Origin of the sequence: Alcaligenes phenolicus (assembly GCF_032063905.1) — a bacterium.
GTDB lineage: Bacteria > Pseudomonadota > Gammaproteobacteria > Burkholderiales > Burkholderiaceae_B > Alcaligenes > Alcaligenes phenolicus.
Genome location: NZ_DAMBOE010000007.1, coordinates 241,844 through 254,587 on the forward strand (window position 1 = coordinate 241,844; position 12,744 = coordinate 254,587).

At 54.1% G+C, this 12,744-nt stretch carries 14 protein-coding genes; all 14 read left to right on the forward strand.

Annotated elements, in window-relative coordinates; translation table 11 throughout:
* The first annotated feature begins 55 nt into the window (after window positions 1-55).
* The 14 genes from U2949_RS15225 to U2949_RS15290 all read left to right on the forward strand — a co-directional run bounded on the left by U2949_RS15225 (window position 56) and on the right by U2949_RS15290 (window position 12,631).
* The gene (locus U2949_RS15225; protein WP_321288600.1) at window positions 56-1,414 is read left to right on the forward strand and encodes a DUF3383 family protein; all 1,359 of its coding nucleotides are present in this window, start codon (window positions 56-58) and stop codon (window positions 1,412-1,414) included.
* A 76-nt stretch (window positions 1,415-1,490) separates the two neighbouring features.
* Window positions 1,491-1,919, forward strand: a complete 429-nt coding sequence (locus tag U2949_RS15230; protein WP_257723214.1) for a phage structural protein — start codon at window positions 1,491-1,493, stop codon at window positions 1,917-1,919.
* Window positions 1,919-2,398: a phage tail assembly chaperone gene (locus U2949_RS15235; RefSeq protein WP_257723213.1), complete on the forward strand. Its 480-nt coding sequence runs from the start codon at window positions 1,919-1,921 to the stop codon at window positions 2,396-2,398. The genes U2949_RS15230 and U2949_RS15235 overlap by 1 nt, the downstream gene beginning before the upstream one ends.
* 14 nt (window positions 2,399-2,412) lie before the next feature.
* Window positions 2,413-2,541, forward strand: a complete 129-nt coding sequence (locus tag U2949_RS15240; protein ID WP_257723212.1) for a hypothetical protein — start codon at window positions 2,413-2,415, stop codon at window positions 2,539-2,541.
* The gene (locus tag U2949_RS15245; RefSeq protein ID WP_321288604.1) at window positions 2,541-4,442 is read left to right on the forward strand and encodes a tape measure protein; all 1,902 of its coding nucleotides are present in this window, start codon (window positions 2,541-2,543) and stop codon (window positions 4,440-4,442) included. Before U2949_RS15240 ends, U2949_RS15245 begins: the two co-directional genes overlap by 1 nt.
* Before the next feature lie 78 nt (window positions 4,443-4,520).
* The gene (locus tag U2949_RS15250; RefSeq protein WP_257723210.1) at window positions 4,521-5,087 is read left to right on the forward strand and encodes a phage baseplate protein; all 567 of its coding nucleotides are present in this window, start codon (window positions 4,521-4,523) and stop codon (window positions 5,085-5,087) included.
* Window positions 5,084-5,413, forward strand: a complete 330-nt coding sequence (locus U2949_RS15255; protein WP_257723209.1) for a phage baseplate plug family protein — start codon at window positions 5,084-5,086, stop codon at window positions 5,411-5,413. The genes U2949_RS15250 and U2949_RS15255 overlap by 4 nt, the downstream gene beginning before the upstream one ends.
* Entirely contained in the window at window positions 5,397-6,302 is a 906-nt protein-coding gene (locus tag U2949_RS15260; protein WP_407654194.1) for a phage protein, read from the forward strand. Before U2949_RS15255 ends, U2949_RS15260 begins: the two co-directional genes overlap by 17 nt.
* Window positions 6,299-6,970 carry a Gp138 family membrane-puncturing spike protein gene (locus U2949_RS15265; RefSeq protein ID WP_257723207.1) on the forward strand — a complete coding sequence of 224 codons (672 nt, stop codon included), beginning with the start codon at window positions 6,299-6,301 and terminating at the stop codon, window positions 6,968-6,970. The genes U2949_RS15260 and U2949_RS15265 overlap by 4 nt, the downstream gene beginning before the upstream one ends.
* On the forward strand, window positions 6,970-7,332 hold the full coding sequence (locus U2949_RS15270; protein ID WP_321288608.1) for a hypothetical protein: 363 nt from the start codon (window positions 6,970-6,972) through the stop codon (window positions 7,330-7,332). Before U2949_RS15265 ends, U2949_RS15270 begins: the two co-directional genes overlap by 1 nt.
* Window positions 7,333-7,403: 71 nt before the next feature.
* Window positions 7,404-8,795, forward strand: coding sequence for a hypothetical protein (locus U2949_RS15275; RefSeq protein WP_321288610.1), 1,392 nt, complete (start codon window positions 7,404-7,406; stop codon window positions 8,793-8,795).
* Window positions 8,795-9,451, forward strand: a complete 657-nt coding sequence (locus U2949_RS15280; protein WP_321288611.1) for a baseplate wedge 1 family protein — start codon at window positions 8,795-8,797, stop codon at window positions 9,449-9,451. Before U2949_RS15275 ends, U2949_RS15280 begins: the two co-directional genes overlap by 1 nt.
* Window positions 9,452-9,524: 73 nt before the next feature.
* Window positions 9,525-11,156 (forward strand): pyocin knob domain-containing protein, encoded by a 1,632-nt coding sequence (locus U2949_RS15285; RefSeq protein WP_321288613.1) that lies wholly within the window; start codon window positions 9,525-9,527, stop codon window positions 11,154-11,156.
* A 779-nt stretch (window positions 11,157-11,935) separates the two neighbouring features.
* Window positions 11,936-12,631, forward strand: coding sequence for a hypothetical protein (locus U2949_RS15290; RefSeq protein ID WP_321288615.1), 696 nt, complete (start codon window positions 11,936-11,938; stop codon window positions 12,629-12,631).
* Window positions 12,632-12,744: the final 113 nt, after the last annotated feature.

Sequence of the window (12,744 nt, forward strand, 5' to 3'; positions counted from 1 at the left end):
GTTTTTATCGCTTTAGCCACCGATCCAGGTGGTTTTTTTCTTTTTGGAGCCACCGATGGCAAAACTATCTCGGATCGCCAACGTTGATATTGCGTTGCGTACGACCGCAATCAATGAACAATCTTTTTCCGACATGCTGATTCTGGGCAGTCACGTGCTTTCGACGGCACGCGCCATGACCATTACCGGTGCGGATGAACTGCTGGACATGGGACTGCAAGATACGGATCCCTTGTACTGGGCTGCGCGCGATGCTTTCGCGCAGATTCCTGCCGTACGTCAGGTCTTTATTGGTCGTCGTCAGGTTGACGAACTCAAGGTTTCGGTAAGCCGTGCTGTGCCTGATGCCGACTACCGTGTTCAGTTGCGCTGGCGTGACGAGCAGGGTCAACAGCTGGATGCGCAGGCATCTTACAAGGCGCTGGAAGCAGACACGGTGGCAGAAATTGCCTCGGGTTTGGCTAGCGCGATTGCACAAACAGCTGCTCCTGTGACGGCTACTGCCGCTGAAGCAGTGGTGACGGTGAAGAACAAAACAGCCGGTACGGCTCTGGCTGTTCAGCCTCAAGGTAACCTGGCCATGCAGGTGGTGCCTGGTACCGAGACTGTGACTCAGGCTCTGTCCACAATCGCCAATAGTCCCTTTAACTGGTATGGCCTGGTTATTACCAGCCGTGCCAAAGAAGATGTGCTGTCGGCTGCCGCCTGGACCGAATCCAATGAGAAGTTGTTTGGTACGGCATCGGCCGATGCGAGCATCATCGATCCTGATTCGACTGATGATTTGGCCAGCCAGTTGCAGGCAAAGCAGTACTTCCGCAGCTTTGGCGTTTACAGTGCCGCTGCATCAACTCAGTACCCTGAAGCCGCTTTGATGTCTTCCATGTTCACTTACTACCCTGGTCAGGAAACCTGGGCATTGAAAAAACTGGCCGGCATTGCTTATGACGAGCTGAGCGAAGGCCAGGCTTTGGTGGCGCATGGCAAGAACTTTTCCACCTTTGAGCCATTCCGTAACTTTGCGGTGACCCAAGGTGGTTTGACGGCGGCGGGTGAATGGATTGACGTTATTCGCTTGCGTGACGCCTTGGTCGAGCAGATCAAAGTGTCGGTCGTTTCGGCCATGATCAATGCAGATGGCAAGGTGGCCTTCACCGACGATGGTATCCAGATGATCGGTAATGCCATTCGTGCCCCTCTGGACCTGAATGTGCGCCGTGGTGGCATTGCGACTGAAGAGCTGGACGAGAACGATCGTATCGTCCCAAGCTACACCCTGAGCCTGCCACGCAGCAGCCAGGTTTCTTTCAATGACAAGGCGAATCGTGTCTTGCGTGACGTGTATTTCACGGCTCGTCTGGCTGGTGCCATCCACGTAACAGAAATCAAGGGTAGCTTGAGCTACGCCCTGTAACCCAGGGGCGTAAGCGTCCCTTTTGGTAATAAACCCAGCCCGGCTTAGCGCCGGGCTTTTTCTTTGGGAGCCTGAAATGGCCTATGAATTGAAAAGCTACGATTCCAAGCAAGTTAAATGTGTGCTGGGTGCACATACCGTCACTGGCCCTGCCGATGACACCTTCATCAGTATTGAGCCTCAAGGGGATGGTGTAAGCAGCTCGGTGGGTGTCTACGGCGATGTATCGCGCTCGATCAGCCATGATCCGAGGCACACCATCAAGATCACCCTGCAACAGACCAGCCGCTCTAATGACGTACTGTCGTCCTTGTGCGACGTAGACCGCCTCTCTGGTGGTGCTGGTGCATTTCCTATCCTGATTACGGACCTGCGTGGCAGTACCTTGTTTACTGGTACGGCCTGGGTACAAAAGAAAGCTAGCGCTACTTTTGCCAAAGGGATCGGCAACCGGGAATGGACCCTGGAAGCAGTGGGTGGCTTCACCAACGGGGGGAATGACTGATGGCCCGACCTGTGGAGGTGACGGTCAACGAGACCATCTTTTTGATCACCCCGATGGATGCTTTTGAAGCGCTGGAGGTTTTTGGTGATTTGCAAAAAGACCTCCTGCCAGCCGTGGGGGAACTGTTGTCTCTGAGTCTGGGGGCGCAAGCGGAACAGGCGGAAGTGTTGATGACCGGCGCTATTGAAAAGCTGTCTGAAAAGCTGAGTGGACGTCAGCTCAAACAGTGGACGGATCGCTTGATTAACGCCGACTCCGTGGCTGTCTCGATGAACGGTCGAGATATGCGTCTGGATGCGGCGGCGCGTGCGATGGCTTTCAAGGAGTTCACCGATATTCTGGAGTTGCTGTTCCATGTGTTGAAGGTGAACTTTGCCTCCCCTTTAGGGCGTTGGCTCAGCCGTTCTGGTCTGGACCTGAGCCAACTGCCAGCAAGCCCGTTGGGAGCTATCAGCCAGAACTCGAAAGAGAGTTTTTAATCTGGCGTCCCGTGATGGCCAGCAAAGTAACCGTCGGCGAGATCCGCCGACGGGAAGTGCTTTTGCTGGATTTGATCAAGTTAAACCACCTTATGGACGCTGAGGCTGCTGCTTTGGAAGCAGCAAGCACAGTGAATAAGTAATGACAAATGTCCGTGAAATTGTCGCAAAGATGCGCAGCCAGGTGGACTTGTCCGACTTGAAGGCGTATGTGCAATGGTATCAGCGCCTTCAAAAGGATGCGGTGGACTTTGCGAAGTTGGCCAGGCAGTCCATTGAGCAAAGTCGTGCCTTGAATGCGCTTGAGCGTGGCGCTAAAAGCGCTCAGCTGGCTGTGGGTAATGTGGTGCGCGGCTTTCGTGGACCTGGGGTGGGAGCTCGCTCTTTGGACCCATCGCAAGCTGGCAAGACCATAGGATCGGGTGCAGCCAGGGGAGTGGCATCCGGCTCCTGGGCCGGGGCTATCAAGCAAACCATTGCCAAAAATGTGGGTCTTGATACGGTCAAGGATGTGCTGCTGGCAGGTGACCAGTTCAACCTGGTGCAGGCGCAGCTCGCAATGAGTTCTCAGGGTGAGCAAGAACATCAGTTTATTGACCAGCGTTTGGCTGCAGATTCCGGGCAGGCGCGCCAGCCATTTGCGCAAAGTGCTGATTTATTTCTGCGTATCCATCCGCTTATGCAAAGCCAAGGCAAGGGGGCCCAGGACAGCCTGGATATGGTGGCTGCAACGGGTCTGTCCTTGACAGCCAGTGGCTCGGACCCCCAACAAACCAGCGCCTTTATGGTGCAGTTTGCCAAAGACCTGGCTCATGGGAAGCTGAGCGGAGAAGGCTTTCAGAACATGTTGGCCAATAACCGGCGCATGTTGACGTACTTGCTTGATGGCTTGAACAAGACCAATCCTGCCTTGGGAGCCACTCGCCAGAATCTGTTTGAGTTGGCTGAGCAAGGCCTGATTACGTCTGACATGATGGTGTCCGCGCTTGGTAGTCAGTTGAACACCATGCGTGGAGACGTGGAAAAATTGCCAGCTTCATTGGCCAGCGCTTTGACCGAGTTTTCGGACAAGCTAGCGCGGGTCAGCGGGGTACTGCAGCAACAGACAGGTGTGATTGAGCTGTTAAGTTTCGCGTTGAAAGTGCTCGGTGACCATCTTGAGCAGATTGCACACTTGTTCTTCCTGGTTGGAGCCGCACAGGGGCTGCGCAAGCTGGAAGCTGAGATGGGAGCACTGCTCGGGAGCGGGCAGTCAGTGACGCAAATGCTGCGTGGCTTGGTCGGCGTAGCCGGGGTGTTAGCTAAGGAGCTGTGGGTAGCGGTCCGCCCTTTCTTGCGCTGGATGATTATTGTGGAAGCCATCAGCCTGGTCGTTCAGGATGTGATTTCCTGGTTCCAGGGAGGGGATTCTGTACTGGGCTCGATTATTGGTCGATCCGAGCAGTGGCAAGGGGAGATTGAGGCCGTTCGTGGTGCCTTGGTATGGGTCAAGGATTTGCTGGGAGGCGGAGCAGAGACTGTGGACTCATGGATTGAAAAGTGGGGAGCGGTTCTCACCGTAGTCACAGGCCTGGTGCTGTTGATCGGTGGTATTCCGGCCTTGATTGTGACACTGGTTGTACTGATCCTGAGTTACCGCGACGAGATTGTGAGTTTTGCGAAAGACTTTTGGGACACGTTCGTGCTGGCAGCCGAGCAGACCTGGGTAGAGATCAAAGCCACATTCACGCGCATGTTCAATTGGTTTGAAGAGCAGTTTGCCAAAGTGGGGGCTTTCTTTTCCTCCATGGTGCCGGAGCTACCAAGTTGGGCGACGCTCGATGGCGTCAAGAGTGCTCTTGGCTTTGAAACGGCGACTCCAGTGTCCAGTACCGTGACAGGGGGGCAGTACACCGACAATCGAACCATGATGGTGACGGTGCAGACAAAGGACCAGGCTGACAAGATTGTAGATACCGTAGGCCAAGCAGCGCAGCAATATGGGTTTGCGAACTCAAATCAGGATTTGAGCTCGCGTGCCCCTAATACTGAAATGTCCCCTTGAGCCTGCTTCTTTTTGCGCCCTTGATGGGGTTAACGCAGACTCGCCGCCGCAGAGCGGCTTTTTTTATGGGTGCTCATCATGGCATTTGTAACCTTGTTATTTGATCTGGCTGGCAAGCAAAGCATGCTGGGGAGTATTCCTTTGGATGCTTTGCTGACGGAGGAAACTGAGCTGACGGCCAGCGTCAGCAAATATGCGGTTGAGGATGGTTCGGTCATTTCGGACCATATTGCCCAGGAACCGGAGACTTTGAGTCTGTCGGGTGTGATTACCGCCGCCAGTATTTACACCTTTTTCAGTGGTGGCCGATCCAAGTTGATTGCTGCCAAGGATGCACTTCGCCAGATTCATGAGCGACGTCAGCCCATCACTATCGTGACTGGGGCTGATATTTATCAGAATTATGCGATGACCAAAGCATCGATCACTCGCAAGAGTGAAGGTGAAAAGCTGGATGTAGTCTGCAGCTTTCAGAAGATTGTTGTCGCCCAGTTAAGGGAGGCGGATATCCCTGCGGACAAGGTTGCGCCCTCCGTGGAGGACAAGGCGGGTCAGACAGGGGCAGCAGGCGGCAAAGTCAGTGATACCCGGTCTCAAAGTGTGCCTGCCAGCAATCTGAAAGTGCAAGGAGGGAGTGGAACATGATTGAAATTCCCTTGGTTGACCAGAACAGCTTTGTGATTGAAGCCAGTCTGGAAGGGGCTAGCTACTTTCTGAGTTTCAACTGGAACAGCGAGGCCCAAATCTGGGTTCTGGGGCTGCAGGATGCCCATACAAAAAGCATTTTGAGTGGCTTGGTATTGGTGCCAAATACCCCTTTGCTGGATCAGTTCCGGCATTTGAATGTGCCTGCCGGAGAGTTTGTGGTGGATGTGCAGGATGAAAAACTGCAACTGAAGCGAGACTCCTTTCTGATCGGTCAGGCCACTTTCTTTTACTTGAGCAGGCAAGAGTATGGCGCGCTTCGATAGAACGTACAGGTTGCTGGTGGGGCGGCCTGGGGAAAAAGGCGTGGAAATCGCTCCGCCATTGCGCATGAGGTTCGAAGTGAGCAAGGATACCGGCGAGTCCCCGAACCAGATCAAGCTCAGTGTCTGGAATCTGAGCCCGCATACCCGTGAGGCCATTGTGGAACCCGATAATGTGGTCGCTCTTTATGCGGGTTACGAACAGGAAGAGGGGGCTTTGCTCTTGGCTTACGGAACTGTGGTGCAAGGGGCAAGCAGCTTTCAGAACGCGGAGGTCGTGACCGAGCTGGAGGTGCTGGATGGTTTTGCGCAAATTCGAGACACCGTCGTTAGTTTGGGGTGTGGGGCCGGTGTTCGAGCTCGGCTGATTATTGAGGACATTGCTTTTCAAATGGGTTTGTCCTTGGTGATGGCTGATGATGCACCGGATCGGGTCTGGCAAAACGGTTTCAGTTTTTATGGGGCCGCCCGGGTGGCCTTGCATAAAGTCGTGCAGGGAAGCGGCCTGGAGTACTCCATCCAGAATGGTGAACTGCAAGTTATTGAACGTTGCGGGATAACGCCCCGCAAGGGGTTTGTTCTGTCTCCAGAGAGTGGTTTGCTGGGTAATCCTGAACGGATACGGCAGAGCGCCAAGGAAAAGGCAGACAGCAAAGGCAATGTAAAAACCAGGTCTGAACGTCAGCAGGCTGACGGTTGGCGTGTCACGTCTCTATTGTTGCCAAGCTTGAACCCTGGTGACCTGGTCAAACTGGAAAGCCGCCAGGCCGTGGATTGGTTCCGGGTGGAAAGTCTCAAGCACTCGGGTGATTGGAATGGTTCTGGAAACTGGCACACCACGATGGAGCTGTTGGATCGTCACGCGGCACCTCAAGAGAAGGACAGCTCATGAATCAGCTCATTACGTCTATTTTGTCGGACATTAATGTCTGCTTGCCCGGTGTGGTCCAGGCCTATGACGGCAAGACCGTGACTGCAAAACCAGCTTTGCCCAAGCAATTGGCCAATGGCCAGACCTTGGCTGCACCGCTGATCGTCGCTGTGCCCGTGTGCTGGCCGATTGCCGATGGGGGGCAGGCCATGATTACGGTTCCTTTGAAGCCGGGCGATCCCGTTGTTTTGCATTTTTCTCAACGCAGTCTGGAAAACTGGCTTTCGGGCTCGGATCAGGCTCCTGACGATCCTCGTCAATTTGATTTGAGCGATGCCTTTGCTACGCCTGTCATGCGTCCTGGCCCAGTGGCGGATACGGAAAATCTGACAGTGCAATATGGCCCTGGTTCCATGAAGCTTGCGCCGGATGGCAGCTTGACCGTACGCGTACCCCGCCAGCATGTCATTGCCCAGGAAACCATTTTTGATAGCCCTGTCACCGTCAACGGCTTGCTGACCTACACCGCTGGGATGGCTGGCTCAGGTGGCTTTGGAAATTCAATCAGCATCAGTGGTGGTGCCAGTTTTGATGGTGGCAAGATTATGCATAACGGCAAGAATATCGGTTCGGATCATCGCCATAGCGGTGTGCAAACCGGTGGTGGCACAACGGGAGGGCCAGTGTAATGACATGGGATTTGCAACTGAATGCTCGCCATGATTTGGCTTTGTCTCAAGAGCAGGATCTGGTTCTGATCGATGGTGCTGCGCGAATTCGTCAGCAAATTACCGTCACCTTGCTGACCTTTCTGGGTGAGTGGTTCCTGGACCAGAGCTGGGGAGTCCCCTATCTGGAAAAAATCATGGTCAAGGCTCCTAATCGGGCCGAGATTGAAAATATTGTGCGCGCTAAAGTGCGTGCCGTCCCAGGTGTGATTGCTGTGCCCATGGTGCAGATTGAGCTAAATGCCACTGCGCGCCGAGCCCGGATCACATTGCCTGAAATTCAAACAGACGCGGGCCCGCTTACGGTCACCGTCACCCAATAGGATTTTTAAAAATGGCTGATTACGGTGTGACTCCGGAGGGGTTTGTGCGTCCGCGCCTACCAGAGATCCGGATGGAAATCATAGAAGAGCTGCGCCGCAATTTACGTGCTCGCGGCTTGCCTGATGATATGGAAACCAGGCCGGATTCGGTAACGGGGGTATTGATCGACACGTTTGCCGAGCGTGAAGCGGCTCTGTGGGAAATGGGGGAGGGGGTGTACTACGCCATGTACCCGGGTTCAGCCAGTGGAGTCTCCTTGGACCGGGCGGTGTCTTTCTCAGGAGTGAAGCGCCTGAAGGCAGAGCGCAGTCGAGTGTATGTCGTGGCGTATGGTCTGCAGGGCACCCAAATTCCGGCTAGTGCGCAGATTCGTCACCGCAGTACGCAAACGATCTGGCGCACAACACAGGACTTGACTATTGGTGCGGAGGCCGCTGCAGATTTACGGATTGCTCCGCTTGTGCAGCCTTCGGCCAGCTATTCGGTGACGGTGGACGGGACGCCTTATGTTTATACCAGTGGAGCTGGAGCCACCATGGCTTCTGTCCTGGCTGGGTTGATGGCGGCCTTGGCGCCTAGCGGCATGCAGATCGCCAGTGACGGCGCCACTATCCGTCTGGTTGCTGTGGCCACCTTGGCAGTCAGTGTCCAGCTAAGCAGCAACCTGTCTTTCGCAGAGATTGGTTCGCCTGTGTTGACTGAGACGGTGGAAGCAATCGCCGAGATGGCCGCACCCGGGGACCTGGATTCGATCGTGACACTGGTTCCCGGCTGGGCGCGGGTCGTGAATTTGCAGCAAGGGGCAGTAGGACATCAGCGAGAAACAGACGCTCAGTTGCGTGCGCGCTATCGCCTGGGTGTGTTCCGGTTTGGTGCAGCTACGCTACCAAGCATCGGTCCCAACATTCTTAACGAGGTTCCCGGGATTAGTGATATCCGGGTTTTCAACAATCAAACTGATCAAATTGATACCGCCGGACGCAAGCCGCACAGTGTGCATGTGATTGCTGATGGTGGCCTTGATGATGATATTGCCCATGCGATTTATCGCTTCAAGAGCGGCGGCATTGATACCAATGGTGCAGTCACCAAAGCGCTGGATACGTCAGAAGGGATCCAGCTGATTCAGTTTGATCGGCCCCAGCCTGTGTATGTGTGGGTGCGGGCAGTCGTGAGCTTGCTTCCGGTAGACGAGCAGGCTTTTCCGCCAGATGGTTTTGGACAGATTGAGAAAGCGATTTTGGCGACCGGACAAGAGCACACGATTGGTCTGGATGTACGCCACCAGCGATTCTTTTGTCTGATTTACAGCACCAAGGGCATTGCGCAGGTGGATCTGAAACTTGCCTATTCCACGGACCCCAATTTTGTGCCTCGCCCCGCTGATTACAAAGCAGCCAATATCGAAATCGGGGATGCCCAAAAGGCGCTGTTTGATGCCAGTCGGATTGAGGTGACGTGATGAATCTGGAACAAGATCATGCCGATATTGCCTGGAAAAATTTTCTGGACCAATACGGTGGTTCCCCAAGGCTGGAGTCCTTGGTGCGAGCCTTATATGGACCGCTTGAACATCATCAGCTCAAGGCTTTGCATGATGAGCGCTGGCTGGATGCTGCGGTGGGTCGCCAACTGGATGGCATTGGCCAGATCGTGGGGCAATCTCGTGAGATTGAAAACTCGGTTTATGTGCAGTTCTTTGGCTTTGTTGGTCAGCCCGCTACCGTTGGCTTCGATCTGGCGCGTATTCGCCGTGAACATGAAAGCGAGACATCGGGCTCCAGCAAGCTTCTGGATCCGGAGTACCGCCGAATCCTGTACTGGAAGATCGCTGTCAACAACGGGCACGGCACGACCCCGGAAATTGCTGCGGCCTTGAAGACGATTTTTGATGTCTCCCAAGTGCGCATCAAAGATGTGGGTAACGCCAAGCTGAATATCTGGATCAGCGCTCTACCTGGCCCTAACAACCCTTTGATGGCCGACCCTTATCAGTGGGTGCCTGCGGCAGCTGGAGTTGGGGTCCACATATTGACAGGGTCCAATGACAAACCGTTCGGCTTTACCAGCCAGGGCTTTTATGGCTTTGGCATCGGGATGCTTGCACGAGTGATTTGACAACCAATATTGCCAACCACGCACGCGTGTTGGTAGCCACCGCCTTCGGACGGTCTTTTTATGAGGTGTGAACATGGCAGTAGTGAATTTTTATTCTGGCTTTGAATATAAATGGGGCCAAACTGGCGGCGTAATTGATCTGCAAGATGATCAATACAAATTGGGCTGGGCCTTCATCGGCTCGACCCCGCCTTCTGTGGAACAGTTCAACAAACTGCAGCAACTGAATGATGAAAAATTTGCCTGGTTGTGGGGGCAGTTCAAGTCCGCTGCCAGTGCGCGCAAGGTCACCCTCGGCGCAAATGATCTGTTGGGGTTGAACAAACTGTTGACGGCAGCGACGCCCGATGCGAGTGCGACGGTCAAGGGTATGACGGCTTATGCCAGTGATGCGGAAGCCGCTGCCCGGACGATCAAGTCCAAGGCCCTGACTCCTTATGGCCTCGGTCTGAACCTGCAGTCCTCGGCCCGGGATACCACCGCCGGCAAGATCCTGACGGTGGGTGCATTTGGCCTGGGCAGAGCCGGCGCTGATACAACGACCGATGCCTGGCCGGCGGAGAACTTGAATACGCTGGACGTGGGAGCTGGCATGTATTACGTGCCAAATGCACAAGGAGCCGCCAGCAATTTACCCGCCGGTGTGACTAATCAAGGGGTGGTATTCCACCGTCAGTCGGGTTCCGGTGGTGGCCAGCTCTATGCGTCTTTTGATGGTGAGCTGGCTTGGCGCGGTCGGCGATCCGGAGAGTACACCGCATGGAACCGGGCGCTGGCTGTTGGGGATTATGGCTTGGGCGCAGGCACTGTCAATCCGGTTAATGGCCGAGACAGTGTCAACCCATTTGGGTGGTACTACCAGAACCGTACTACGACTTGGGGTGGAGGCTCGTTCTTCCTGGATATGCCTTATGGCTCGTCCTTGAATGCAGGCTTGCGTCTGTCCACCGATCCTTACACTGATAACTTCTATCTAAACGGTGGAGTGTCGGGCAAGAAGGAATATCGTGCCGCCTGCAAAATCTGGCACGACAAAAACTTTGATCCTGACTCCAAGGCCGATAAATCAGCCTCTATTCCCACGTTTGCCACTGCACCCAAGACTAACGAAGGTCCAGTGATTTACGCAATTGACCGCCAGCAGCTTTTGCAATGGCAAACCATCGGTTCGTTTACCGGTTACGCCAGCCTGAACGTTGGTCGTTTCGTGTGGGGGACATCAAGGGATGCCCGTGCCGATGAAGTGGATGCAATTGGGCAGGTTGTTGCTCCAACCAATACACGCTTCGTGGCCCTGGTTGCCTGGGCAGAGGCAAACGGTCACGTCGTCGCTCCCGGCGATTGGAAGAAGGGCGCATTTGTTTTTTCCAGAGTCTCTGCAGGCAGTTTCCGTCTGCCTGATTTGCGTGACCAGTTCATCCGTGCAACAGGAACTGACGCTGACACTGCAAATGCGAGACTGTTAGGAAGTAGCCAAAATGACGCAGTAGAGCGCATAGTAGGCTCAATGAGACTCGCTGAAATGATCGGGGGTGTTCCCTCTACTGGAGTATTTCTAGAGGAGCGAAACCCAGTAGAAAATTCCTACCGTATGACTGGTGCTGGGTTTTCATCTACGGTTTCTTTTGACTCTAAACGGGTGGCTCGATCGAGCGTGGAAACACGCCCTGTCAACACTTCACTGCACCCTCGCATTCAGATTTGAACGCGAGGAAGAGTCGTATCGGTCAGGCGATTTTCACTTGCTCTACCTACCGCACGAGAGCTATCAAAATTCACATGGCTTGAAGAACATAGCCGTCAGCCCCCCTGCGCATAATGTGTCGCGGCACAGGGACCCTATATAACTTATTCGATGGGTCGGCAATTAATGATCCCAATACCACCAATAGATTGTGTCATGTCCACTTGTACAGGACCCGGCCCTTTCTCATCTGCAGTCAGGTGGCCACTTCGCTGCAAATGCGAGGGTGTTAGGCACCAAGCAGGCTGAAGGCTTCAAGACACATGCGCACTTGGCCCCGACTCCTGAGGGAAGTACCGGTACTCGATATTTCATTTATGGTTCGGCCGTTGATTCTTATGACTATGAGGAGCCAGGCGGCACTTTACCTACCACCTCGTCGGGAGGAACTGAAACACGACCTATGAATCTCGCTTTTCACCCACGCATTCAAATTTGAATACGTGGGTATAGCCCCGTATTAGCTGAGCGTGTTTCAGTCCCGTTTCCTGTCTGAACAAAGCCATAAATAATCCCGCTATCCATTGATTCAGCCAAGCCAATCGATGCGCTAATCCCCATGGCACCAAGCTTTGCTCTATCTAAAGTATGAATATTCCCACCTGATCTCAAACCGTAGACATCATGTTTCTCCCGTCTAACAGTTTCTTTTTGGGAGGTTCCTAGCAGTCTCGCATTTGCAGTCCTATAGTCACTTTTTTAATTTTTCACGCCACCACGATGTGGCCAGGAGTTTTTTTATGTCTCATTTTCAAACTGATGCTCATGGCCTGTTTTGCGGCCAGTCTCCTTATCAAGAGAAGGGATTTGGCGACGTTGCTGTTGCTCCGCCTAGCACGATTCCTGTCGGCAAAGTAGCGCTTTGGGTATCGCGCTTGGAAAAGCTGGATATTCAGTTTGGGGACGAAGGTACCGGGGAGTGGCAACTGGTAGATGACAATCGTCAATCTACGCTTTATACCCCAGATGGGCCTTATACCTTGGGCGAATCCTACTTTGACCAGACGTATGATGGTCTTGGTGTACTGCCTTCCTGGTTGAGTGTCGAGCCTGGGCCTCAGGTGGAGCCAAGCCTGGAGCAACTGCGTGAGCAGCAATTGGCGGTTGTGAATGCAGGCTTTGAGCGCGCTGTGCTGGAGCTGACTGCAGGTTATCCGGCGACTGAGCGCTTGACCTGGCCTGTGCAGCAGGCAGAGGCTCTGGCATGGTCCACAGACCCATCGGCAGCGACCCCTTATCTGGATGGCATCGCAGCCGCACGCGGCATTTCCTTGGACGTAATGCGTCAAAAGACGTTGGCACAAGTGCGCTTGTTTTTGCAGATGACCCAGCAGTTTATCGGTGTGCGTCAGGGCTTGCGTGATCAGATTGATGTCGCTGCTTCTGAAGCTGCTGTCAAAGCGGTTGTTTGGCCGGTATCAGGCACCCAGGCGTAAGTGGTCGGCCTGGGCGCGACCTAGTTTGCTGCGCATCAACTTTTGCGCCAAGTCTCGCCCCCCCGCTGTCAGAATAGTTGGAACCTCAGTTGCTGTTAGAGTCCCAAACCATT

Bases quoted from the DNA above. Each gene is read 5' to 3' on its own strand.
- U2949_RS15265 (WP_257723207.1), top strand. From the start codon at position 6,299: ATGAATCAGCTCATTACGTCTATTTTGTCGGACATTAATGTCTGCTTG.
- U2949_RS15275 (WP_321288610.1), top strand. From the start codon at position 7,404: ATGGAAATCATAGAAGAGCTGCGCCGCAATTTACGTGCTCGCGGCTTG.
- U2949_RS15245 (WP_321288604.1), top strand. From the start codon at position 2,541: ATGACAAATGTCCGTGAAATTGTCGCAAAGATGCGCAGCCAGGTGGAC.
- U2949_RS15285 (WP_321288613.1), top strand. From the start codon at position 9,525: ATGGCAGTAGTGAATTTTTATTCTGGCTTTGAATATAAATGGGGCCAA.
- U2949_RS15290 (WP_321288615.1), top strand. From the start codon at position 11,936: ATGTCTCATTTTCAAACTGATGCTCATGGCCTGTTTTGCGGCCAGTCT.
- U2949_RS15250 (WP_257723210.1), top strand. From the start codon at position 4,521: ATGGCATTTGTAACCTTGTTATTTGATCTGGCTGGCAAGCAAAGCATG.
- U2949_RS15260 (WP_407654194.1), top strand. From the start codon at position 5,397: ATGGCGCGCTTCGATAGAACGTACAGGTTGCTGGTGGGGCGGCCTGGG.
- U2949_RS15255 (WP_257723209.1), top strand. From the start codon at position 5,084: ATGATTGAAATTCCCTTGGTTGACCAGAACAGCTTTGTGATTGAAGCC.
- U2949_RS15270 (WP_321288608.1), top strand. From the start codon at position 6,970: ATGACATGGGATTTGCAACTGAATGCTCGCCATGATTTGGCTTTGTCT.
- U2949_RS15230 (WP_257723214.1), top strand. From the start codon at position 1,491: ATGGCCTATGAATTGAAAAGCTACGATTCCAAGCAAGTTAAATGTGTG.
- U2949_RS15235 (WP_257723213.1), top strand. From the start codon at position 1,919: ATGGCCCGACCTGTGGAGGTGACGGTCAACGAGACCATCTTTTTGATC.
- U2949_RS15225 (WP_321288600.1), top strand. From the start codon at position 56: ATGGCAAAACTATCTCGGATCGCCAACGTTGATATTGCGTTGCGTACG.
- U2949_RS15240 (WP_257723212.1), top strand. From the start codon at position 2,413: ATGGCCAGCAAAGTAACCGTCGGCGAGATCCGCCGACGGGAAGTGCTT.
- U2949_RS15280 (WP_321288611.1), top strand. From the start codon at position 8,795: ATGAATCTGGAACAAGATCATGCCGATATTGCCTGGAAAAATTTTCTG.